Annotated in this window: 20 protein-coding genes and 2 pseudogenes; 4 read left to right on the forward strand and 18 right to left on the reverse strand. The window is 71.8% G+C overall.

What is annotated here, in order from left to right; all coding sequences use genetic code 11:
• Positions 1 to 88: 88 nt before the first annotated feature.
• Genes ASD10_RS10475 through ASD10_RS10495 form a run of 5 tightly spaced genes read right to left on the reverse strand, consistent with a single transcriptional unit; the run spans position 89 to position 4,332 of the window.
• Complete coding sequence (locus tag ASD10_RS10475; protein WP_056607997.1) at positions 89 to 1,390, reverse strand: MFS transporter; 1,302 nt, start codon at positions 1,388 to 1,390, stop codon at positions 89 to 91.
• Positions 1,383 to 1,805 carry a MarR family winged helix-turn-helix transcriptional regulator gene (locus ASD10_RS10480; protein WP_082556144.1) on the reverse strand — a complete coding sequence of 141 codons (423 nt, stop codon included), beginning with the start codon at positions 1,803 to 1,805 and terminating at the stop codon, positions 1,383 to 1,385. The genes ASD10_RS10475 and ASD10_RS10480 overlap by 8 nt, the downstream gene beginning before the upstream one ends.
• Positions 1,806 to 1,852: 47 nt before the next feature.
• Complete coding sequence (locus ASD10_RS10485; protein WP_056608000.1) at positions 1,853 to 3,088, reverse strand: APC family permease; 1,236 nt, start codon at positions 3,086 to 3,088, stop codon at positions 1,853 to 1,855.
• A 2-nt stretch (positions 3,089 to 3,090) separates the two neighbouring features.
• Entirely contained in the window at positions 3,091 to 3,906 is an 816-nt protein-coding gene (locus tag ASD10_RS10490) for an exodeoxyribonuclease III (RefSeq protein WP_200938219.1), read from the reverse strand.
• 30 nt (positions 3,907 to 3,936) lie between these two features.
• Entirely contained in the window at positions 3,937 to 4,332 is a 396-nt protein-coding gene (locus ASD10_RS10495) for a DUF1304 domain-containing protein (protein ID WP_056608004.1), read from the reverse strand.
• A gap of 146 nt (positions 4,333 to 4,478) precedes the next feature.
• On the opposite strand from ASD10_RS10495, the gene ASD10_RS10500 reads away from it, so the two are divergent.
• Positions 4,479 to 4,991 carry a hypothetical protein gene (locus ASD10_RS10500; RefSeq protein WP_056608006.1) on the forward strand — a complete coding sequence of 171 codons (513 nt, stop codon included), beginning with the start codon at positions 4,479 to 4,481 and terminating at the stop codon, positions 4,989 to 4,991.
• A 68-nt stretch (positions 4,992 to 5,059) separates the two neighbouring features.
• Here the strand turns inward: ASD10_RS10500 and ASD10_RS10505 are convergent, their stop codons facing one another.
• Positions 5,060 to 6,310: a geranylgeranyl reductase family protein gene (locus tag ASD10_RS10505; RefSeq protein WP_056608008.1), complete on the reverse strand. Its 1,251-nt coding sequence runs from the start codon at positions 6,308 to 6,310 to the stop codon at positions 5,060 to 5,062.
• 43 nt (positions 6,311 to 6,353) lie between these two features.
• Here ASD10_RS10505 and ASD10_RS10510 point away from each other — a divergent pair.
• Positions 6,354 to 7,019 (forward strand): annotated as a pseudogene (locus tag ASD10_RS10510) (queuosine precursor transporter); the annotation flags it as partial.
• A 27-nt stretch (positions 7,020 to 7,046) separates the two neighbouring features.
• Here ASD10_RS10510 and tgt read toward each other — a convergent pair.
• From tgt to ASD10_RS10545, 7 genes and pseudogenes are all read right to left on the reverse strand, one after another.
• Positions 7,047 to 8,275 (reverse strand): annotated as a pseudogene (gene tgt / locus ASD10_RS10515) (tRNA guanosine(34) transglycosylase Tgt); the annotation flags it as partial.
• Between the two features lie 27 nt (positions 8,276 to 8,302).
• Positions 8,303 to 8,938, reverse strand: coding sequence for a M50 family metallopeptidase (locus ASD10_RS10520; protein WP_235501805.1), 636 nt, complete (start codon positions 8,936 to 8,938; stop codon positions 8,303 to 8,305).
• A gap of 35 nt (positions 8,939 to 8,973) precedes the next feature.
• Positions 8,974 to 9,378: a tetratricopeptide repeat protein gene (locus ASD10_RS10525; protein WP_056608013.1), complete on the reverse strand. Its 405-nt coding sequence runs from the start codon at positions 9,376 to 9,378 to the stop codon at positions 8,974 to 8,976.
• A 55-nt stretch (positions 9,379 to 9,433) separates the two neighbouring features.
• Entirely contained in the window at positions 9,434 to 10,150 is a 717-nt protein-coding gene (locus ASD10_RS18810; protein ID WP_056608016.1) for a hypothetical protein, read from the reverse strand.
• A 10-nt stretch (positions 10,151 to 10,160) separates the two neighbouring features.
• The gene (locus ASD10_RS10535) at positions 10,161 to 10,781 is read right to left on the reverse strand and encodes an NAD(P)H-dependent oxidoreductase (RefSeq protein ID WP_056608018.1); all 621 of its coding nucleotides are present in this window, start codon (positions 10,779 to 10,781) and stop codon (positions 10,161 to 10,163) included.
• Between the two features lie 45 nt (positions 10,782 to 10,826).
• The gene (locus ASD10_RS10540; RefSeq protein WP_056608020.1) at positions 10,827 to 13,805 is read right to left on the reverse strand and encodes an AAA family ATPase; all 2,979 of its coding nucleotides are present in this window, start codon (positions 13,803 to 13,805) and stop codon (positions 10,827 to 10,829) included.
• On the reverse strand, positions 13,802 to 14,965 hold the full coding sequence (locus ASD10_RS10545; RefSeq protein ID WP_056608022.1) for an exonuclease SbcCD subunit D: 1,164 nt from the start codon (positions 14,963 to 14,965) through the stop codon (positions 13,802 to 13,804). The genes ASD10_RS10540 and ASD10_RS10545 overlap by 4 nt, the downstream gene beginning before the upstream one ends.
• A gap of 131 nt (positions 14,966 to 15,096) precedes the next feature.
• Between ASD10_RS10545 and ASD10_RS10550 the strand changes: the two genes are divergently transcribed.
• Positions 15,097 to 16,584, forward strand: a complete 1,488-nt coding sequence (locus ASD10_RS10550; protein WP_056608024.1) for an APC family permease — start codon at positions 15,097 to 15,099, stop codon at positions 16,582 to 16,584.
• A gap of 1 nt (position 16,585) precedes the next feature.
• A complete protein-coding gene (locus ASD10_RS10555; RefSeq protein ID WP_056608026.1) occupies positions 16,586 to 17,020 on the forward strand; it encodes a universal stress protein in 435 nt (144 codons plus the stop codon).
• Here ASD10_RS10555 and ASD10_RS10560 read toward each other — a convergent pair.
• The 5 genes from ASD10_RS10560 to ASD10_RS10580 all read right to left on the reverse strand — a co-directional run bounded on the left by ASD10_RS10560 (position 16,967) and on the right by ASD10_RS10580 (position 21,380).
• Positions 16,967 to 17,623 (reverse strand): DUF998 domain-containing protein, encoded by a 657-nt coding sequence (locus tag ASD10_RS10560; protein ID WP_082556295.1) that lies wholly within the window; start codon positions 17,621 to 17,623, stop codon positions 16,967 to 16,969. The two genes, ASD10_RS10555 and ASD10_RS10560, sit on opposite strands and share 54 nt — an antisense overlap.
• On the reverse strand, positions 17,620 to 18,765 hold the full coding sequence (locus ASD10_RS10565; RefSeq protein ID WP_056608030.1) for a cystathionine gamma-synthase: 1,146 nt from the start codon (positions 18,763 to 18,765) through the stop codon (positions 17,620 to 17,622). Before ASD10_RS10565 ends, ASD10_RS10560 begins: the two co-directional genes overlap by 4 nt.
• Entirely contained in the window at positions 18,762 to 20,135 is a 1,374-nt protein-coding gene (locus ASD10_RS10570; RefSeq protein ID WP_056608032.1) for a cystathionine beta-synthase, read from the reverse strand. Before ASD10_RS10570 ends, ASD10_RS10565 begins: the two co-directional genes overlap by 4 nt.
• Before the next feature lie 16 nt (positions 20,136 to 20,151).
• Complete coding sequence (locus tag ASD10_RS10575; RefSeq protein ID WP_157432546.1) at positions 20,152 to 20,589, reverse strand: hypothetical protein; 438 nt, start codon at positions 20,587 to 20,589, stop codon at positions 20,152 to 20,154.
• 287 nt (positions 20,590 to 20,876) lie between these two features.
• Positions 20,877 to 21,380, reverse strand: coding sequence for a DUF6318 family protein (locus ASD10_RS10580; RefSeq protein WP_157432547.1), 504 nt, complete (start codon positions 21,378 to 21,380; stop codon positions 20,877 to 20,879).
• Between the last annotated feature and the right edge of the window lie 130 nt (positions 21,381 to 21,510).

Consider the following 21,510-nt stretch of genomic DNA (forward strand, 5'->3'; position numbering starts at 1 on the left):
CGGGCGTCCATCAGGGGGTGGACGCCCGGCCCACCGTCAGAGGCGGCACGTACCGGGGGGTGCGTGCCGCCTCTCGTCGTGCCGGGGGTCAGCGCCGCGCGTTGACGACCTCGTCGATCGCGCCGGAGGCTCCGCCGAACTCGTCGGCGACCTCTCCCTGCACGTCGTCGACGTCCTCGGCGTGGTGCCCGTCCTCGTCGAGCCCGGCGTCCGCCGCGGCCAGGAGGCGGTGGCCGCTCGCGAGCACCACGATCGCGACGAGCACGGTGCCCGAGGCCAGGGCGAAGGGCACGTGCACGTTGAGGTGCTCGACGAGCTTGCCCGCGGCGAAGGGCGCCAGTCCGCCGCCGATGAAGCGCACGAAGCCGTAGGCGGCGGAGGCGACGGGACGCTCGACCGGCGAGACGATCATGACGGCCTGGGTCATCAGGGTGTTGTTGATGCCGATGAAGATGCCGGCCGCGATGACCGCGCCGATCATGAGTGTCTGGTTGGTCGGGCTGATGGCCATGACGCCCAGGTCGACCGCGAAGAGCAGGAGCGAGCCGTACAGCGACGCCGCGGTGCCGAAGCGACGCTGCAGCCATGGGGCGCCGAGCACCGAGAAGAACGCGACCAGGATGCCCCAGCAGAAGAACACCCAGCCCAGCGCCGTGATCGACAGGTCCATCGGGAAGGGGGCGTAGCCGAGCATCGTGAAGAAGCCCCAGTTGTAGAGCAGGGCCGTGATGCTCATGGTCAGCAGCCCGCGGTGGGTCAGGGCCTTGAGCGGGGCGCTGAGCGCCGTCCGGTGCTCGGGCTTCGGGGTGGCCGGCAGCAGGAGAAACGTCGCGACCAGGGCGATCGCCATGAGGGCCGCCACGCCGAAGAACGGACCGCGCCAGCTGATGTTGCCCAGCACGCTGCCGACGAGCGGACCCGCCGCGATGCCGAGGCCCAGGGCGGCCTCGTACAGGATGATCGCGCCGGCGAAGCCGCCGCGCGCGCTCGAGACGATCGCCGCCAGCGACGTCGCGATGAACAGCGCGTTGCCCAGACCCCAGCCGGCGCGGAACGCGACGATGCCCGAGATCGTGTCGGTCGACCCGGCGAGCGCCGCGAAGATCACGATGATCAGCAGGCCCGTGAGCAGGGTGCGCTTGGCACCCAGGCGGCTCGAGACCCAGTTGGTCGCGAGCATCGCGACGGCGGTGACGACCAGGTAGCTCGTGAACAGCAGCGTCACCTGGCTCTCGGTCGCGTCGAGCTGGGTCTTGAGCGCCGGCAGGATCGGGTCGACGAGCCCGATGCCCATGAACGAGATGACGCAGGCGAACGCCACGGCGTAGACGGCCTTGGGCTGGTTGAACAGGGAGGTGCTGCCGGTGTGACCGGCGGTCGTGTCAGACATGTGACTCCATGAGGTGGACGAGGGCGGGAGCGGCCGCGGCCAGCAGGGCGCGGTCGTACGACGACAGCAGGCCGAGGCGCGCGGAGATCGCGTCCTCGTGACCCTGTCGTCGCGCGGCGAGCTCGTGCGAGCCCGCCGGGGTGATCGTGATGAGCGCGGCGCGCCCGTCGACGGGATCGGCCTCGCGCGAGACGAGTCCGGCGGCCTCGAGCCGCTGGACGAGGCCGGTCATCGCCGGCTGCGACACCGACTCGTGCGTCGCGAGCGTCGTGATGCGCTGGGGGCCGCCCCGTTCGAGGACGGACAGCGTCGCGGCGGCCGTACGACTCAGCGAGTCCTGCGGGGCGTCGCGCACCAGCGAGAGCGCGAACTCGCGGAGCACGGGTGCCAGCTCGGCGAGGTGTGGTTGCAACATGCAACCAACTGTATCAGGACCTTATGCATCTGTCGGCGTCTCGTGCGTCACGTCCAGGCGCCGGTGCGCACCCGGAACGACGCCGCTCCGGTGGCGAGCACGACCAGGGCGACCACCGCCGTCGTCCACGGCAGGAGCGCGGCCAGGACGACGCACCCGGCCAGGCCGGTGCCCGCGACGACACGCGACACCGGCGACGACGGGATCGTGAGCGCGGCGCAGTTGGCGACCGCGTAGTAGACCAGCACGCAGAACGACGAGAACGCCACGCTCGTCGCCAGGTCGCCGAGCAGCACGGTGGTGGCGACGACGACCGCGACCGCGATCTCGGCGGCACGGGGGACCCGGTGCCGCGGGTCGACGGCCGCGAGACGCCGGGGCAGGTGCCCGTCGCGGGCCATCGCCAGCACGGTCCGCGACACGCCGAGCACGAGCGACAGCAGGGCACCGGCCGCAGCCAGTGCGGCCGCCCCGATCACGACCGGCACGGCGTCGCCGTGTCCCGCGGCCCGCAGGCCCGTGACGAACGGACGGGCGGACGCCGCGAGACGATCGGTGCCCAGCGCGTGCAGCAGGGCGACGGTGCAGACGGCGTAGACCGCCACGACCAGCACGACGGCGACCGCGATGGCCAGAGGGATCGTTCGGACGGGGTCGCGCACCTCCTCGCCGAGGGTCGCGAGCCGCGCGTAGCCCGCGAAGGCGAAGAACAGCAGCCCGGCCGCCTGCAGCACGCCCCGTGCGTCGGTGCCGACCTCGGCGGGTCGCGCGACGGCCCCGGGGGCGCCGAGCATCAGGACGACCGACGTCAGCACGACCGCGAGCACCAGGCCGAGGATCGCGATGCCGGCCACCGCGGACTTCTCGACGCCGCGGAGGTTCACGAGCGTGACGAGCGCGACGACCGCGAGGGCCACGGGGCGCTGGTGCTCGGGCCAGGCGTACGTACCCACCGCGAGTGCCATCACGGCGCACGACGAGATCTTGCCGATCACGAACGCCCACCCGGCCAGGTGCCCCCAGCCCGGTCCGAGGCGCTCGCGCCCGTAGACGTAGGTGCCGCCCGACACGGGGTGCAGCCGCGCCAGCCGTGCCGTGGAGTGCGCGTTGCACCCGGCGACGAGTGCGGCGATCGCCAGGGCGAGCAGGACCGCGTCACCCGCGGCCGCGACCGCCGGACCCAGCACGACGAACAGTCCCGAGCCGATCATGGCGCTCGCGCCGACCGCGACCGCCCCGGTCGGACCGAGGCGACGGTCGAGACGGCCGGGGGAGCCGGTCATCGTCAGAGGTCGTAGTCGACCACGAGCGGCGCGTGGTCGGACCAGCGCTCGGCCCAGCTCTCGGCCCGGTCGACCGTGGCCGACGTGGCCGTCGCGGCCAGCTCGGGCGTCGCGATCTGGTAGTCGATGCGCCACCCGGTGTCGGTGTCAAAGGCCTGGCCGCGCATCGACCACCACGTGTAGGGGCCCGGCACGTCGCCGGCGAGCGTGCGGTGCACGTCGACCCAGCCGAGCTCGCCGAGGAAGCGGTCGAAGTAGGCGCGCTCCTCGGGCAGGAAGCCGGCCTTCTTCTGGTTGCCCTTCCAGTTCTTGATGTCGAGATGGGTGTGACCGACGTTGAGGTCGCCCGTGACCACCGCGTGGTGGCCGTCGGCGCGGATCTCGGCCAGCCGCGTCGCCATCTGCTCGAGGAAGCGGTACTTCTCCTCCTGGCGCGGCGTGCCGGCCTCGCCGGAGTGGACGTAGGCCGACACGGCGGTCAGGGTCGAGCCGTCGGGCAGCGCGATGTCGGACTCGATCCAGCGACCCGCGTCGTCGAAGAACTCGTCGCCGTTGCCGATGCGGTGGGCGGTCGGTGCGGTGCGACTCAGCACCGCGACCCCCGCGCGTCCCTTGGCGGCGGCCTCGGCGTGCACGACGTGGTAGCCGGAGTCGTCGAGGATGTCGTGCACGATCGCGTCGGGGGCCCGCACCTCCTGCAGCGTGACGACGTCGGCGCCGCGCTCGGCCAGCCACTCGCTGAGCCCGGACGACTGGCCGCGGGTCTTGTTGTGGGCGGCACGGATGCCGTTGACGTTGACGGTGGCGATTCTGAGCACGTGCCTCACCCTAACCGGGCGCGCCGACGCTCACGCGGTGGCGGCCACCAGCGCGGTCGCGACCGCGAGCAGCGCGGGGACGCCCTGGATCGAGGCGGCACGCAGGTTCGACAGGCCGGTCGAGAGCAGCACCAGGGCGGCCGCGAGCATGCTGCCGCACGCGAACACGACCAGCGTCCAGCCGATCGGGTCGTGCGTGTCGGAGACGGCCACGACGACGATGCCGACGAACGTGCCGACCGCCAGGAAGAGGTTGTAGAAGCCCTGGTTGTAGGCCAGCGGTGCCGTGGTGTCGGCATCGGCCTGCGACGCGACGCCGAACGTCCGCCACGTGCTGGGCTCGCGCCAGCGCAGCGACTCCAGCGTGAAGATGAAGACGTGCAGGAGGCCGGCGGCTGCGGCCAGGACGAGGGCGATCACGGTCATGCGGGGAGCCTAGCGGGGTACAGGCCGTCTTCTACCACACCGTGCGGGGTGCGAAAGCCGCGCCAACACGGGGCGAAACGATTGTTCTGGAGCGCTCGCGACCACTAGGTTCGAGTCGTTCACACTCATCGTTGGGAGAAAACGACATGGCCACCGACTTCAAGTCAATCGGCAAGTACGACCAGGGTGCGCTGATCTCTGGTGGGCTCGCCCTCATCCTGTCCTTCATCAGCAGCTACGTCACGGTGTCGTTCGACGGTCCGGGCAGCGTCAGCATCTCGGACGGCACCAACGCGTGGACGAGCTACGCGACCCTCGGGATCCTCCTGGTCATCGTGGCCACCGCGATCGTCGCGGTCAAGGCGTTCGCGCGCGAGAACCTGCCCGACGGCGTCCCGTGGAACCTCGCGGCCGCCGCGCTCGCCGGTGTCGGCACCCTGCTGCTCATCCTGCGCGCCGTCTTCCCCGGTGGCCCTGACATCTCCGGGTACAGCATCGGTCCCGGCTGGTCGGGCTACCTGCTGTTCCTCGCCGGCATCGCGCTGACGGTCTTCACGGTGCTCTCGTTCCGCGCGTCGGGCGAGAAGCTGCCGCAGGCCAACAAGAACAACAACAACAACGGCGGCACGACGCCGCCGGCGGCTCCGCCCGCTGCCTGATCGGCACCACCTCGGACGTCATCCCCGGCGAGCGCCTCGGCGCTCGCCGGAGATGACGTCCTCGTGTCTCAGGACGTGAAGGGCGGACGGTCGTCGAGCCGCACCGACTGCCGCCCGGCCCAGCGCCAGAGGCGTGCCGTCAGGTCGCGGTCCTCGTCGGTCACGAGGTTGCCCATGACCCGCAGGGCGAACGTCATCAGCGTGTGCGAGCGCATGCCGACGGGACCGGCCGTCGGCAGCAGGCGAGGGACGGTGATGAGGCCCGCCAGGCGCCGGGCGATCGAGAACGCCTCGCCGTAGCGGCTCGTCAGCAGCTGGGGCCACGCCTCGGCCAGGTCGGTGCGCGAGCGCATCAGCTCGGCGGCCTCGCGACCGGTCTCCATGCCGTAGTCGATGCCCTCGCCGTTCAGCGGGTTGACGCACCCGGCGGCATCGCCGACGACGACCCAGTTGGGCCCGGCGACGCCCGAGACGGCACCGCCCATCGGCAGCAGCGCGCTCGTGGGGGCGCGCAGCTCGCTCGTGAGGTCCCACTCCTGGCGGCGCAGCGTCGCGTAGTACTCCATCAGCGGACGGATCTGGATCTCGGCCGGACGCTTCGCGGTGGCCAGCGCCCCGACGCCGAGGTTCACCTCGCCGTTGCCGAGCGGGAAGATCCACCCGTAGCCGGGCAGCAGCTCGCCGCCCTCGCCGCGCAGCTCGAGGTGCGACGAGATCCACGGGTCGTCGCTGCGACCGGACTTCACGTACGACCGACCGGCCACGCCGTACGCGGTCTCGCGGTGCCACTCGCGGCCCAGCACGCGGCCGAGCGGTGACCGGACGCCGTCGGCGACGATCAGCCGCTCGCACGTGACGGTGTGCGGCGTCCGGTCCTTGCCGACGTGGAACACGACGCCCGTCACGCGACCGGCCGGGTCGCGGACCGCGTCGACGGCGCGCGCACCCTCGAAGGCGGTCGCCCCGGCCTCGGTGGCCACGCGGAAGATGCGGTCGTCCAGCTCGGTGCGGGGCACCGCGGAACCGTGGTCGGGCAGCGAACCGCCGGGCCAGGGCAGCAGCAGCTCTTGGCCGAAGCCGGCCGCGCGGAGCCCACGGTTGGTGCCGTGGCCCCGCACCCAGTCGCCGAGGCCGAGCAGGTCGAGCTCGGCGATCGCCCGTGGCGTGAGTCCGTCGCCGCACGTCTTGTCGCGCGGGAAGGTCGCGGCGTCGGCCAGCACGGTGTCGAGGCCGAGGCGGGACGTCCAGGCGGCGGCCGCCGAGCCGGCGGGTCCGGCACCGACGACCAGGACGTCGGTGTGGACGGGGAGCTGCGTCATGCCCTCATTCTCCCACCGATCGGCCGGTGGGAGGATGTGGGCCATGAGCTCCCGAACGACCTCGCCGCGCCCCGATGCCGAGATCCACTACGCGTCGCGCGGCTCGTCCTACTTCGACGTGATCCTCGCGGTGTTCTGCGTCGTGCTGGTCGTGTCGAACATCGTCGCCACGAAGGGGATCGAGTTCGGCTCGTGGGACTGGTCGATCGGGTCGATCCAGGTCTCGCCGGTCATCACCGACGGGGGCGCGTTCCTGTTCCCGCTCGCCTACATCCTCGGCGACGTGATCTCGGAGGTCTACGGGTTCCGGGCGGCCCGGCGGGCGATCCTGACGGGCTTCGCGATGGCGATCCTCGCGGCCGTGACGTTCTACGTCGTCGAGCAGGCGCCCGCCGCGGGCTTCTACGCCAACCAGGCCGCCTACGAGGCGGTGCTGGGCTTCGTGCCGCAGATCGTGCTGGCCAGCCTGTGCGGCTACGTCGTCGGGCAGCTGCTCAACTCGTTCGTGCTGGTGCAGATGAAGCAGCGCATGGCCGAGCGCGGTCTGTGGGCCCGCCTGATCGGCTCGACCGGTGTCGGCGAGGCCGCCGACACGCTCATCTTCTGCGCGATCGCGGCCTCGGCCATCGGCATCACGACGGTGGGCCAGTTCTGGAACTACGCCGTGATCGGCTTCGTCTACAAGGTCGGCGTCGAGGTCGTCGTCAGCCCGCTCACGGTCGGCGTCATCGGCCTGCTCAAGCGGCGCGAGTCGTCCTACTTCGCGTAGAACCTCGCGAGGAAGTCGGCCTTGAAGTCCGCGAACGTGCCGGCCTCGAGGTGGGCGCGCATGTCGTCGACCAGGCGCACCGTGAACCGCTCGTTGTGGATCGTGCAGAGCGTCGCGGCGACGTACTCCTTGGTCTTGAACAGGTGGTGCAGGTACGCCTTGGTGTAGTGCGCGCACGTGTAGCAGTCGCAGTCGGCGTCGATCGGGCCGAAGTCGCGCCGTGACGCCGCCACCAGCAGGTTGTAGCGACCCGTCATGGCGTACACCCGCGACGAGCGGGCCACGCGCGACGGCGAGACACAGTCGAACGTGTCGCAGCCGTTCTCGACCGCGGTGAACAGGTCGTCCGGCTCGCTGATGCCGAGCAGGTGGCGTGGCTTGTCGACCTCGAGCTCCTCGGCGACCCACCGCACGATCGTGCCGAGGTTGTCCTTCTCGATCGCGCCGCCGATGCCGTACCCGTCGAACCCCGCGCCGTCGACCTCGAGCGAGACGAGCCCGCGGGCGGCCTGGCGCCGCAGGTCCTCGTGCTGGGCGCCCTGCACGACCCCGAACAGCGCCTGGGCCGGCTTGTCGGCGCGCTCGGCCGACAGGCGGCGGTGCTCGACGAGGCACCGCTGCGCCCACGCCTGGGTGCGCGCCAGCGACTCGACCTGGTAGCCGTACGAGTTCATCAGGGTCGTCAGCTCGTCGAAGGCGAACAGGATGTCGGCGCCGAGCTGGTGCTGGATCTGCATCGACACCTCGGGGGTGAAGCGGTGCTTCGAGCCGTCGAGGTGCGACGTGAACGTGACGCCGTCGTCGTCGACGTGCGCGAGCCGGTTCTTGCCCTCGGCGATGACGTCGTCGGCCTCGACGCCCGTCGACGCCATCGACAGCGTCTTCTGGAACCCGGCGCCCAGCGACAGCACCTGGAAGCCACCCGAGTCGGTGAACGTCGGCCCGGGCCAGTTCATGAACGCGCCGAGCCCACCGGCCTCGTCGACGATGTCGGGACCGGGCTGCAGGTACAGGTGGTAGGCGTTCGCGAGCAGGGCCTGGGCGCCGAGCTCGGCCATCTGCTCGGGCAGGACGGCCTTGACGGTCGCGCGCGTGCCGACCGGGACGAAGGCCGGGGTGCGGATCTGTCCGTGCGGTGTCGAGATCGTGCCGGTGCGTCCGAGGGCGCCGGGCAGCTCGTGGCCGAGGGTGAACATCTGGCCCCCATTAGACCAGAGCGGCGATCAGGGCACGCCGACGAGCCGGACCGCCCCGGCCAGCGAGGCACCGGTCAGCACGACGAACACGATGTTCCAGACGGGGGCGGGCAGGAACGTCAGGCGCGCCAGCACGTCGGCGTCGGTCGTCCGGGTGCGCGCCCGTCGGCGGTGCGACCACAGGTCGACCGTCGTGCGGGGTGCCGCGATCAGCAGGAACCACGCGAAGGTCAGGGCGGCGAGGTCCTGGACGTCGGCGGGTGCCCGCCAGATCAGCAGCGCGACGGCGGCGCCCACGACCACGACGACGACCAGCCCGAACCAGTTGCGGATGAAGGCCAGCATCAGCGCCATCGTCGTCAGGCCGGCGTAGAGCGCCCAGGGGGTGTGCCCGCCCTCGACGAGCACGATCGACAGCAGGCCCAGCACGGCCGGTGCGAGGTAGCCAGCCGCCGCCGTGGCGATCATGCCGGGGCCGCGCGGCTTGCCGCTCGAGACCGTCAGTCCGGACGTGTCGGTGTGCAGGCGGATGCCGTTGAGCCGTCGTCCCGTCAGCACCGCGACGAGCGCGTGCCCCGCCTCGTGGACGAGCGTCACGAGATGGCGCGTCACGGACCACGCGGGCGGCAGGACGACGAGCAGCAGTGCTGCCGCCGCCGCCACCCACGTGGGGTCGAACGACTCGAGCGCGGGCGGGATCAGCCGGCCTGACGGTCGACGAGCTCGACGCGCGTCGCATCGTGCGGGGAGGCGCCCATCGCGGCGGCCAGGCGGTGGTGCACGGCGCCCTCGCGGTGCCGGCTCTGCCGGTCGAGCGACAGCCCGAGCGCGGTCTGCGCCCACGCGCTGGTCGGCTCGAGGTCGACCAGGCGGCGGAACGCCTGCTCGGCGGGCACGAGCTGCGCGGCCGCGAAGTGCGCGCGACCCAGGAGCTCCCACCCGGCGGCGTTGGACGGCTCGGCGTCGACGACCTTGCGCAGGACGCGGACGGCGTCGCGCGGGTGGCGGTCGGCGACGAGCTCCTCGCCGGTGCGGAAGGCGTCGAAGACGTCCATCGACTCGATCATGGCGTCCGAGATGCTGGGGGTGAAGCGGATCGTCATGGGTGGTGCGCTCCTCTCGGGGTGGGTGCCCACCTCAACAGCGGGGCCGGCGCGGTCATTCCGCGCGCTTGGGGGTGGCCGTGGGCGTCGGGGTCGCGGTCGGCGTCGGCGTCGTGGCGGTCGGCGTCGGGGTGGGCGCCGGCGTGGTCTCGCTCGGCGCCGGTGTCGTGGCCGTCGGTGCGGGTGCCGGCGTGGTGGCCGGGGGAGCGGGCGTCGTCGTGGAGGCGGTCGGCTCGGGGGTGGGGCTGTCATCGGGTGCGGGGTCGTCGCCCTTCGAGTCGTGCGACCCGCCCAGGGGGTTGCCGATGCGCGCATTGTCGCCGCGGACGCCGTACGACTCGCCCGTGACGAGCTCGTACGTGCCCATGGCTCCCAGCGAGATCGCGAGCACGATCGCGGTCGTGGCGCCGATGGTCTTCCAGTGCAGGCGGCGGGGTGCCTCGCCGTCCGCGTCGTCGACGACCTGCGCACCCGTGACGGGGGAGCCCTCGGCCTCCTCGACCTTCTCGAAGGCCTCGCCGATGTCGCCGTCGTCGACGGGCGCCTGGACGATCGTCCCGCTCGCGGTCTGCACGATCAACGTCTTGCCCTTGTCGAGCGTCCGGCCGTAGAACGCCGAGCTGATCGTCACGACCGAGCTGCCGAGCGCCGCGCCGATCAGGGTGCCGGCGACGCCGAGGCTCGACGCGATCCAGGCCGCCGTCACGGCGGCGAGCGCGCTGACGGTCACCTGGAGCCAGGAGACCTCTGACAGGAAGCCGGGACGGGACATGGCGTCCAGACTAGGAGGTGCGACCGAACGTCTCGACCGTCAGCGCGTCGACCTCGTCGAGCCAGTCGGCGCGCTGCTCCGGTGTCGCGTCCGTGACGGGGCGCAGGACGCGCCGGGTGACCTCCGGACCGCCGAGGTACGGCGCGACGCACCGGCCCCAGATCGAGGCGAGCGGGTCGCCGTAGAGCGTGGCCTCGCGCTCGTCGGTCGTGTCGGACGTGTTGACGACGAACAGCTGCTGCACCGGCGCCAGCGGCTCGGGGTGCCCCGTCGCCTCGGCGAGCCGGTAGGCGACGCCCGGCACGACGACCCGGTTGATCCAGCCGGTCAGGATCGCGGGCGGCATGCCCCACCAGTTGGGGTGGACGACCACGAGCCCCTCGGCCTGGCGCAGCTCCTCGCGGTGCAGGGCGACCAGGGGGTCGTCCTCGCGGGCGAGCGTCGACTCGATCGCCGGTCCGCTGGTGTGCGACTCGAGCGCCGGCATGATGGGGTCGAACAGCTCGGCGTAGAGGTCGTGCGACCGCACCTCGTGGCCCAGGTCGAGCAGTCGCTCGCCGATGCGCTCGGCGATGGCGTGGCAGTAGCTGTCGACCCGCGGGTGGGCCAGCAGCAGCACGAGGTGACTCATGGATCGATAGTGCCAGTGGTCGGGGGCAGCCGCGCGCGAACCCGGTCAGCCCTGCCGGGACGTCCGGATGGTGCTCCAGCCGCCCTCGGTGCGATCGACGAACAGCTGCGCCGGGATCGACTCCTTCATGGCCTCGACGTGGCTGATGAGGCCGATCGTGCGGCCTCCCTCGCGCAGGTTGTCGAGCGTGGTCATGGTCGTCTCGAGGGTGTCGGCGTCGAGCGAGCCGAAGCCCTCGTCGATGAACAGGGTGTCGAGGCGGATGCCGCCGGCCCGGTTGGTGAGCACCTCGGCGAGCCCCAGCGCGAGGGCGAGGGAGGCCTGGAACTTCTCGCCGCCCGACAGCGACTGCGGCGGGCGCGTCTCGCCCGTGTAGGCGTCGAGCACGTCGAGCGCCAGACCCGACTGGGCACCTCGCCCGGCGAGCGCGTCGGAGTGGAGGAACTCGTAGCGGCCGCCGGTCATCTCGACGAGTCGCGAGTTCGCCGCGCGAACGATCTCCTCGAGCTCGGCGGCCAGGGCGAACGTCTCGAGCGCCATCTTCATGGTGTTGGGCGTCTGACCGCGCACGGTGCTGGCGAGACGGTGCACGACCGCGTGCTCGTCGCGCAGGCCGCCGGCGGCCGCCAGCGCCTCGCGGATCTGCGTCGCCAGGCGGTCGACCGTCGCGAGTCTCTGGCGAGCGGTCGACTCGGCGGCGACCGCCTGCTTGTCGGCGGCGTCGGCGGCGGTGAGGTCGGCGCGCGGACCCTGGAGATCGACGGGCTCGTCGGGAAGGTCGTGCAGGTCGGCCGACGCGAGGGTCGTGGCGACCGCTCGAGCCTCGCCGTCGTGGTCGGCGAGGCGGGTCTCGAGGTCGGACTGCTCGCGTGACGAGAGGCGGGCGGCCTCGGCGGTCGCCGCGTCGTCGAACTCGTGCTCGACGAGCGCGGCGGCCAGCAGCTGGTGGGCGGCCTCGATGTGCTCGGCCGACTCGGCGAGCGCCGCGGTCGACTCGATCAGGGCGCGACCGGCGCGCACGTGGGCCGTGACGGCGGCGAGGCGTCCGGCCACCGAGTCGTGGTCGCCGCGGGCGGCGGTCAGCGAGCGGACGGCCTCGTCGCGGCTGCGTGCCGTCGCGGCCTCGTCGGCGACGAGCGTCGCGCGACGCTGCTGGGCGGAGCTGATCTGCTCGGTCAGGGCGTCGACGTCGGTCGTCAGCTGCTCGATCGACTGCTGCGCCAGGTGGAGCTCGGCGACGGCCTCGGCGGCGTCGTGGGCGGCGAGCTCGGCCTCGCCGACCAGGGCCGTGAGCGTCTCGGACGTCTCGTCGCCGCCGGCCTCGCGCTCGGTGGCCAGACGGTTGACGAGCTCCTTGAGGTCGCCGTCGGCGGAGAAGGAGGCGCGCATCGCGACCTCGAAGTCGGCCTCGGCCCGGTCGACGTCGCCCTCGTCGACGTGGTCGGCGGCGAGTGCCGCCGGCGACGGGTGGGACGTCGACCCGCAGACGGGGCAGTGCTCGTCCGGCGCGAGACCCTGCGCCAGCACCCCGGCGAACCCGGCGCGCTGCTGGGCGCGCACCTCGTCGCGCCGCGCGGACGCCCGGGTGACCTCGCGCCCGGCGTCGAGACGACGTCGTTCGGCCTGCTCGATCCGGACGGTCGTGCGGTCGGCGGACCGTGCGGCCTCGAGCCGTCCGCGCAGGGCGGTCAGCGTCTGCTCCGCCGCGACGGTGCCGGCGGCGCGCTGCTCGAGGGCCGGCACCGACGCCCGGACCTCGTCGCGGCGGGCGCGCAGCGCCGCGTGGGCTTCGGTCTGCTCGGTCACCTGCTCGTCGAAGGACGCCAGCGCCGTCGAGGCGTCCAGCACCGCCCGGTGCAGGCCGTCGAGCGCCTTCTCGCGCTCGGCGCTCTCGCGCAGCGACCCCAGCAGCTCGGACCACCGCTGCACCGACGCCGAGAGCGTGTCGGCGTCGGTCGGCTCGTCGGGCAGCAGCGCCCGGAACCGTTCGTCGGCGGTGCGGTGCCGATGCTCGGCGTCCTGCTCGGCGCGCAGGGCGTCGCGGGCCGCCTCGATGCGGTGCCACACGTGGGCGGCGCGTCGCGCCTCGGCCAGACGGATGCGGGCCTCGTCGATCTCGGGGCGGACGAGCTCGAGATCGGCCTGGCGTCGCAGCACGTCCGCACGGCGGTCCTGGCGGGCTCGCAGCGTGCGCGCCTCATCGTGCGCCGCGCGGGCGGTCTCGAGCGCCGCCTCGGTGGCCCGACGCTGCGCCACGGCGTCGTCGACGGTCTCGGCGTGCCGCGCGACGACCTCGTCGACCCACGCGCCGACCCCCTCGCCCGTGACGGTGTCGACGGTGTCGGGCAGCTCGTGCTGCGTCTCGCCGGCCAGCGACGCGGTGTGGGTGCCGATTGCCGCCGACGAGACGGCGAGGAGCTCGCCCAGCGTGCGTGCCCTCTCGTCGAGCGCCTCGCTGTAGTCGGAGAAGCGGCGGGTGTCGAACAGCATGCGCAGCAGCTCGCGCCGCTTGTCGCTGGTGGCGACCAGGAACTCCTGGAACTGCCCCTGCGCCAGCAGGATGACCTGCAGGAACTGCTTGGCCGACAGGCGCACGATCTCCTCGATGCGCACCTCGGCGTTGCCGGTCTTGGACTCGACGACCTCCCACTCGTCGCCGTCCTGCCGGGCCAGCTCGAACGTCGGTGGGGCCGTGGTCGTGCCGGAGCCGCGCTGCTTGGGGCGCAGGTGCGCGGGGCTGCGGGTCACCCGGAACCGACCGTCGGCGGTGCTGAGCTCGACGACCACGCGGCACGGATCGGTCGGGCCGATGTGGTCGCTGCGCACCTTCTCGCCGGCGCCGCCCTCGTAGCGGGGGACGCTGCCGAACAGCGCGTACGTCACGGCGTCGAGGATCGTGGTCTTGCCGGCCCCCGTGCGTCCCGTGATGAGGAAGATGCCGTCGTCGTCGAAGGCGTCGAAGTCGACCGTCTCGGTGCCCCGGTACGGACCGAACCCCGTCATGGTGACCTGGTGGATCTTCACGCCGACGACCTCGCCTCGTGCTCGGCGATGACGTCGCGCACCAGGTCGACCTCGAGCTCGGTCGAGCCCTCGCCGTTGCGCACCTTGGTCAGGAACGTGTCGACGAGCTCGTCGTCGGACTTGCCGCGCACCAACTCGGCGTAGCTGCGGCCACCGTCGTCGTGGACGCGGCTCGGCCGGAACTCGAGGTGCGCGCAGTGCGGGAACCGCGACTGCAGCCGCCGCATGGCGTCCATCGGTCGCGTCCGGTCGGTGAGCACCGCGCTGACCCAGTGGTCGGTGACGCCGTCGAGCGATCCGTCGGACAGGAGCTCGTCGATCGTGCCGGTGACGACCGACAGCGGCCGGGGGACGGGCAGGTCGACCCACGTGACGTCGGCGAGCCCCGCGGCGTCGAGGTCGACGAGCCAGCCGCCGCGCGGCTTGCCCGCCTCGGAGAACGAGTAGTGCAGGGGCGCACCGCTGTAGCGGACGTGCGGCGACAGCTGGGCGCGACCGTGGATGTGCCCCAGCGCGGCGTAGTCGACACCGTCGAGGACCGGCACCGGCACCTTGTCGACACCGCCGACCGTCGTGCCGACGATGTCGCGCTCGGAGTCGCACGACTCGCCCTCGACACCCTGCACGAAGGTGTGGGCCAGCACGACGGAGCGCCCACCGCGCTCGGCCAGGTCGGCGCGCACGAGCTGCATCGCGCGGGTGAGCACGTCCTTCTGCGAGCGCATGGGCGCGTCGGACCAGACGTGGCGCAGCCGGGCCGGCTCGAGGAACGGGATGCCGTAGACGTGCACCGGCCCGTGCTCGTCGTCCAGCGTGACCGGCTGCGTGATCTGCGCGGGGTTCGTGACGACGTGCACGCCGGCCGCGGCGGCGAACGCCGACATCGTGCCGAGGCGGGCGGGGGAGTCGTGGTTGCCGCTGGTCAGGACGACCGTGGCGCCCGCGTCGCGCAGGCGCAGCAGGATCGAGTTCAGCAGGTCGACGGCGTCCGCCGACGGCGTCGAGGAGTCGTAGACGTCGCCCGCGACCACGACGACGTCGACGTCGTGCTCGCGCACGACCCGGGCCATCGCCTCGACGACCTCGTCGAGCGCGGCGAGCGTCGAGTGCCCGTGGAAGGTGCGCCCGACGTGCCAGTCGGAGGTGTGCAGGATCCGCATGCCTGGAGCCTAGACGGGACGACCGACAGCCCGTCCGTCACACCGATCCGACCGTCCGGTGGACAGGACGGCGTCGGTGCGATGGGGTGTCACCACGGCACCGTGCCGGTGGACGAGCGGAGGGAGACCCGGTGGCCGAGGTGGAGGAGGAGCCGCGCGAGGAGCTGCGGGCCGATGCGATCGGCTTCGTCGACGCGCTGGTCATCGGGCTGAACGCGACGTCGCCGGCGTACTCGATCGCCGCCGTGATCGGCCCGCTCGTGGTCGTCGCCGGGGTGCACGCACCGGGCGTCATGCTCGCCTCGTTTGTGCCGATGCTGTTCATCGCGTCCGCGTTCTACTACCTCAACAAGGTCGACAAGGACTGCGGCACGACGTTCTCGTGGGTCACCCGGGCCATGGGCCCCTGGGCCGGCTGGCTCGGCGGCTGGGCCATCACGATGACCGGCGTGCTGGTCGTCGGATCGCTCGCCGACGTCGGCGTCAGCTTCACGCTGCGCGGATTCGGGCTCGACGACGCCGCCGACACGGCGTGGATACGGCAGGGCCTCGCGGTGCTGCTGATCGTCGTCATGACCGCGATCTGCGTCGCGGGCACCGAGGGGTCGGCGAGGCTGCAGAACGTCCTGATCCTCGCGCAGGTCGTGTTCCTGCTGGTGTTCGCCGCGGTCGCGTTCTACCGCGTCTACGCCGACACGAGCTCGCTCGACTCGATCAGGCCGAGCCTCGGCTGGCTCAACCCGTTCGACGTCGGGGGAGCGGCGCTGACGTCCGGCCTGCTGCTCGGCGTGTTCATCTACTGGGGCTGGGAGTCGGCGGTCAACCTGACCGAGGAGACCAGCGGTGCCGCGTCGGCGCCGGGCCTGGCGGCCATCTGGTCGACCGTCGTGCTGCTGGCGACGTACCTCGCGGTCGCCTTCGCGGTCGTCGCCTACGCGGGCACGCAGTTCCTCGTCGACAACGCCGACGAGGAGGAGTTCATCTTCCCGCTGCTGGCGACCGAGGTGCTGGGCCAGTGGGACTGGATCGTGTACTTCGCCGTCGCGACGTCGGCGATCGCGTCGACCCAGACGACGATCATCCCGGCGTCCCGCACCGCCCTGTCGATGGCGCGGAGGGCAGCGCTGCCACGGACGTTCGGGCACGTCCACCCGCGCTTCCGCACCCCCGACGTCAGCACGTGGTGGGTCGCCGGCATCGCGATCGCCTGGTACCTGGTCGTCAACCAGCTCAGCGAGAACGCCCTGTTCGACTCGCTGTCGGCCCTGTCGCTGCTGATCGCGTTCTACTACGCGCTCACCGGCATCGCGTGCGCCGTCTACTACCGCCGGCACCTGACCGAGAGCGTCCGCAACTTCGTGCTGATCGGCCTCGCGCCCGTGGTCGGCGCGCTGCTGCTGGCGTGGCTGCTGGTCGCCTCGGTGCGCGACCTGTCCGACCCCGCCAACTCCTACAGCCAGACGTCGTGGTTCGGGCTGGGCCCGCCGCTCGTCATCGGCATCGGCATCGCCCTGGCTGGAGTCGTCATCATGCTCTGGTGGCGCATCGTGGCGCCCCGCTTCTGGCAGGAGCGGCCCGGCGTGGCCGATCCCGCCCTCGTCCACGGCAAGGAGTCCTGACATGGCAGTGGTGCTCGGCTACGACGAGTCGCCCGGCGCGGCGCGCGCCCTCGAGGCGGCCATCGAGGTGGCGGCCGCCTTCGGCGAGCCGCTCGTCATCGTCCACGGGGTCGGGGCTCCCGGCGGGCTCGGCGAGGAGTACCGCAGCCACCGAGCCGCCCTCGAGGCGGCCGGACGCACGGCGCTGGCCGCGGCCGTCGAGGCCGCCGACGAGGCGGGCGTGCCGACGTCCGTCGAGCTCGTCGACGCCAAGCCGGCCGACGCGCTGCTGCGCGTGGCCGACGCCCACGACGCCCGGGTGGTCGTGGTGGGCTCGTGGGGCGAGAGCCCCCTCAAGGGTGCGGTGCTGGGGTCGACGCCGCACAAGCTGCTGCACCTGTCGTCACGTCCGGTGCTGTGCGTGCCGGCGAGGCCCGACCAGACCTCCCAGGGCTGAGCCGATCGCGAAGGCCGAGACCCACAGGTAGCCGGGCCACAGGGCCAGCCGCTCGAGCGCGCCGATGGCACCCGAGTCGCTGCCGACCGTCACGCCGAAGCCGATCGCCCCGACCAGGGAGACGGCGGCCACCACGAACGCGGCGGTCGACGCGCGGGGGCGCGTGCCGCGCAGGCTCACGCCCATCAGCGCGACCGCGAGGGGCTGCGCGACGAAGATCGGCAGCGCGACGAGCCCGTGCGCCGCGGCGTCCTCGTTGACGGGGAACAGGCCGACCCCGATCGAGCCGACGCCCGACACGCACCACGCGACGACCGCAACCGTCCCCGAGCGCCCCTCGAGCAGGCGGGACCCGATGAGCAGCGCGCCGACGAGCAGGGTGCAGCCGAACCACACGAAGGCGACGTTCATGCCCGCGTGCCACGGCGAGCACAGGACGTCGCCGCGCACCTGGCGGCACGCGGTGTTGCCGAGGTCGCTGACGGTGCTGCCCGCGAACGAGTAGTCGGCCGAGGCCCGCAGCCCCACCACCACCTCGACGGCGATGTACAGGGGCTGCAGGGCCCACGCGAGCAGGCCGGCGCCGACCAGCCGCGACGTCAGCGCAGTGCCTGCTCGAGGTCGCCGACGAGGTCGGCGACGTCCTCGATGCCCACCGACAGGCGCACCAGGTCGTCCGGCACCTCGAGCTGCGACCCGGCCGTCGAGGCGTGGGTCATCGCCCCCGGGTGCTCGATCAGCGACTCGATGCCGCCCAGGCTCTCGGCGAGCGTGAACAGCTCGGTGCGGGCGCAGAAGTCGAGGGCCGCCTGCTGGTCCTTCAGACGCACCGAGACCATGCCGCCGAACCGCTTCATCTGACGGGCCGCGACCTCGTGGTTGGGGTGCTCGGGCAGGCCCGGGTACAGCACCGACTCGATCGCGGGGTGGCCCTGCAGGAAGTCGACGACGGCCTCGGCGTTGTCGCAGTGCTTGTCCATGCGGACGGCGAGCGTCTTGGCGCCGCGCATCGTCAGGTAGGCGTCGAACGGTCCGGGCACGCCGCCCGACCCGTTCTGCAGGAAGGCGAACGCCGCGTCGAGCTCCTCGTCGTCCGTGACGAGCACGCCGCCGACGACGTCGGAGTGCCCGCCGATGTACTTGGTGGTCGAGTGCAGCACGACGTCCGCGCCGAGCGTCAGCGGCTGCTGCAGGTACGGCGAGGCGAAGGTGTTGTCGACTACGAACGTCGCGCCGGCGTCCCGGGCGATCTGGGCGATCGCCGACACGTCGCCGACGTTGAGCAGCGGGTTGGTGGGGGTCTCGATCCAGATCGCCTTGGTCGCGTCGGTGACCGCGGCGCGGATCGCGTCCAGGTCGTTGACGGCGGCCACGGTGTAGGTGATGCCCCACTGGCTGAAGACCTTGTCGATCAGCCGGAACGTGCCGCCGTACGCGTCGTCGGGGATCACGAGGTGGTCGCCGGGGCGCAGCAGCGACCGCAGCGCGCAGTCGGTCGCGGCCATGCCGGAGCTGAACCCGCGTCCGTACGTGCCGTTCTCGAGCGACGCGAGGTTCGCCTCGAGGGCCTTGCGGGTCGGGTTGCCGGTGCGGGCGTACTCGTAGCCGCCGCGCATGCCGCCGACGCCGTCCTGGGCGAAGGTCGAGCTGGCGTAGATCGGCACGTTGACCGCGCCGTTCTCGGCGTTCGGCTCGTAGCCGGCGTGGATCGCGCGTGTCGCGAAGCCCTGCTCGTCGGTGCTCATACGTGGACTCCCAGCAGGTCGTGGCGGGTCAGGACGCCGAGTGGCTTGCCGTCCTCGACGACCATGACGGCGTCGCTGGCGCTCAGGGCCTTCAGCGCGTCGTCGAGGCTCTCGCCGGAGCCGAGCAGGGGGAGCGCGGGCTCCATGTGCTGCGACACCGGGTCGGTCAGCTGCGCGCGGCCCTCGAAGACGGCGCTGATGAGCGCCCGCTCGTTGACGCTGCCGGCGACCTCGCCGATCACGACGGGCGGTTCGGCACCGACGACGGGCATCTGCGAGACGTTGTACTCGCGCAGGATCTCGATCGCGTCGCGGATCGTCTCGGACGGGTGGGTGTGCACGAGCGCCGGCATGCCGCCGGTCTTGCCGTGCAGCAGGTCGCCGACCGTCATCTCGTGCGGCTTGCCGCCGAGGGGCTGGCGCAGGAAGCCGTACGACGACATCCAGTCGTCGTTGAAGATCTTCGACAGGTAGCCGCGGCCGCCGTCGGGCAGCAGCACGACGACGAGGGCGTCGGGCCCCGCCTCGGCTGCGACCTGTAGCGCCGCGACGGTCGCCATGCCGCACGAGCCACCGACCAGCAGGCCCTCTTCGCGGGCGAGGCGGCGGGTCATGTCGAACGAGTCGGCGTCCGAGACCGCGATGATCTGGTCGGGGATCGACGGGTCGTAGGCGCTGGGCCAGAAGTCCTCGCCGACTCCCTCGACGAGGTACGGGCGCCCCGTGCCGCCGGAGTAGACCGATCCCTCCGGGTCGGCGCCGATGACCTTGATGTCGGGGTTCTTCTCCTTCAGGAACCGGCCGACGCCCGTGATCGTGCCACCGGTGCCGACGCCGGCCACGAAGTGCGTGACCTTGCCGTCGGTGGCCTCCCAGATCTCGGGACCCGTCGTCTCGTAGTGGCTCGCGGGGCCGGCGGGGTTGGAGTACTGGTCGGGCTTCCAGGCCCCCTCGGTCTCGCGCACGAGGCGGTCGGACACGTTGTAGTAGCTGTCGGGGTGCTCGGGCGGCACGGCCGTCGGGCAGACGACGACCTGGGCGCCGTAGGCCTTCATGGTGTTGACCTTGTCGGCGCTCACCTTGTCGGGGCACACGAAGATGCACGTGTAGCCGCGCTGCTGGGCGACCAGCGCGAGGCCGACACCGGTGTTGCCGGACGTCGGCTCGACGATCGTCCCGCCGGGCTTGAGGGCGCCGGAGGCCTCGGCGGCATCGACCATCTTGACGGCGATGCGGTCCTTGGCGCTTCCGCCGGGGTTGAGGTACTCGATCTTGGCGGCGACCGTGGCTGATCCAGCGGTGGTCACGGAGTTGAGCCTGACCAGCGGGGTGTTGCCGATCAGGTCGACGATGTGCTCTGCAATGGGCATGTCGCCATTCTTGCACTCACGGTCTGGTCATCACCGGGGCCGCTTCGTCGACGTCGAGGGCCGTGGGCGGGCCGGCGGCGAGCAGCGTCTGGCCGATCGTCTGCCACGGTCCGCCGTCGACCCGGAACCGCACGCGATACGTCACGTCGACGCGGGCGCGGACGTCGTCGGCCGGGACGGTGTAGCGGTGGACGACGTCCATCGCGGGGTAGGGGCGGCCCGGTTCGGTGGTCGTCGCGGTCGTGCCGTCGCCGTGCACCCACTGGTACCCGACGGGCTCGGCGACGAGGTCGACGTCGAAGCCCAGCAGCTCGACGCTGCGCTCGAACGGCTGCGGCTCGGTGTAGAAGATGGTCTCGACGTTCACGAGCGTCTCGGCATCGGGCTGCACCTCGAGCCGCAGGCTCGGCAGCCCGATCTCGCGCACGGCCCGCAGGATGTCCCCGGGCGTCACCTCGGGCCCGTCCGCCTCCGCCTCCGGCCCCGGCTCGACGTTCTTGCACCCGTAGATCCCGAGGGACGCATCCGTCCTGCACGACACGATCGGATCGAACGTCGGCTTCTTCGATGCCACGGGGTTGGCGGTGGTGGGGGCTTGAGGTGACGACGTTGGCGACTGCTCTCGCTCAACTCGAACGAAAAGCTCAGGACTCAAGTCCGAGGGGTCGACGTCTACGCCGGCGAAGGCAGGAAAAGCGATCAGGGACACGATGCAACCGATCACTAAGCTTGACAAGATCTTCACGACGTCTCCTCGAGTGTCAATTGCTCAACGACGAAGGGAGCTTCGTTCGGCAGGTCGAAGTTGAACTTGTAGGGCTGAGTTTGTCCGTGGCCCTTATTGACATTGATCACTGCTGTCACACGCATATGTCGGCTAATCAAGAGGTCGCTATCGCTTAGCGTCCAAAGTTTCTCCGCAATTCGGTCTCCGCCTGAGTAGATCGCGCGGAACTTCGAGGCGTATTTCTGGCAGCCCTCGCAGTCGGGGGACGAGAGGCGGGACAGCTCGTCGACGTCGCCGGTGGCGGCGGCGTAGTTGAAGACGTCGACGTAGTGCTTGACGAAGGCGGCGGCTCCCTCGGGGGAGTCCTCGGACGCCTGCGGCGGCATGGTCGGAAGGGTCGCGGTGGATGTCGGTGCTGCCGAGGCCGATCGTGTGGGGCCGGGCTCGCGGGGAGCGGGATCGGACGAGCAGGCGGCAAGGGTCAACGCCGTGACCAGAACAATTCCCCCGAATCGCATGGCCAGAAACTACCGAAACCCCAGCAGATCTGTCAGCCCCGTCTCCCGAACTGTGGACAGCCCGGCGCGAGGGCAGAAAGAATCTGGGTTTGTCCGCGCGGGGGCGGACAAACCCAGATTCTTTCGTCGA

Source organism: Aeromicrobium sp. Root472D3 (assembly GCF_001426485.1).
GTDB lineage: Bacteria > Actinomycetota > Actinomycetes > Propionibacteriales > Nocardioidaceae > Aeromicrobium.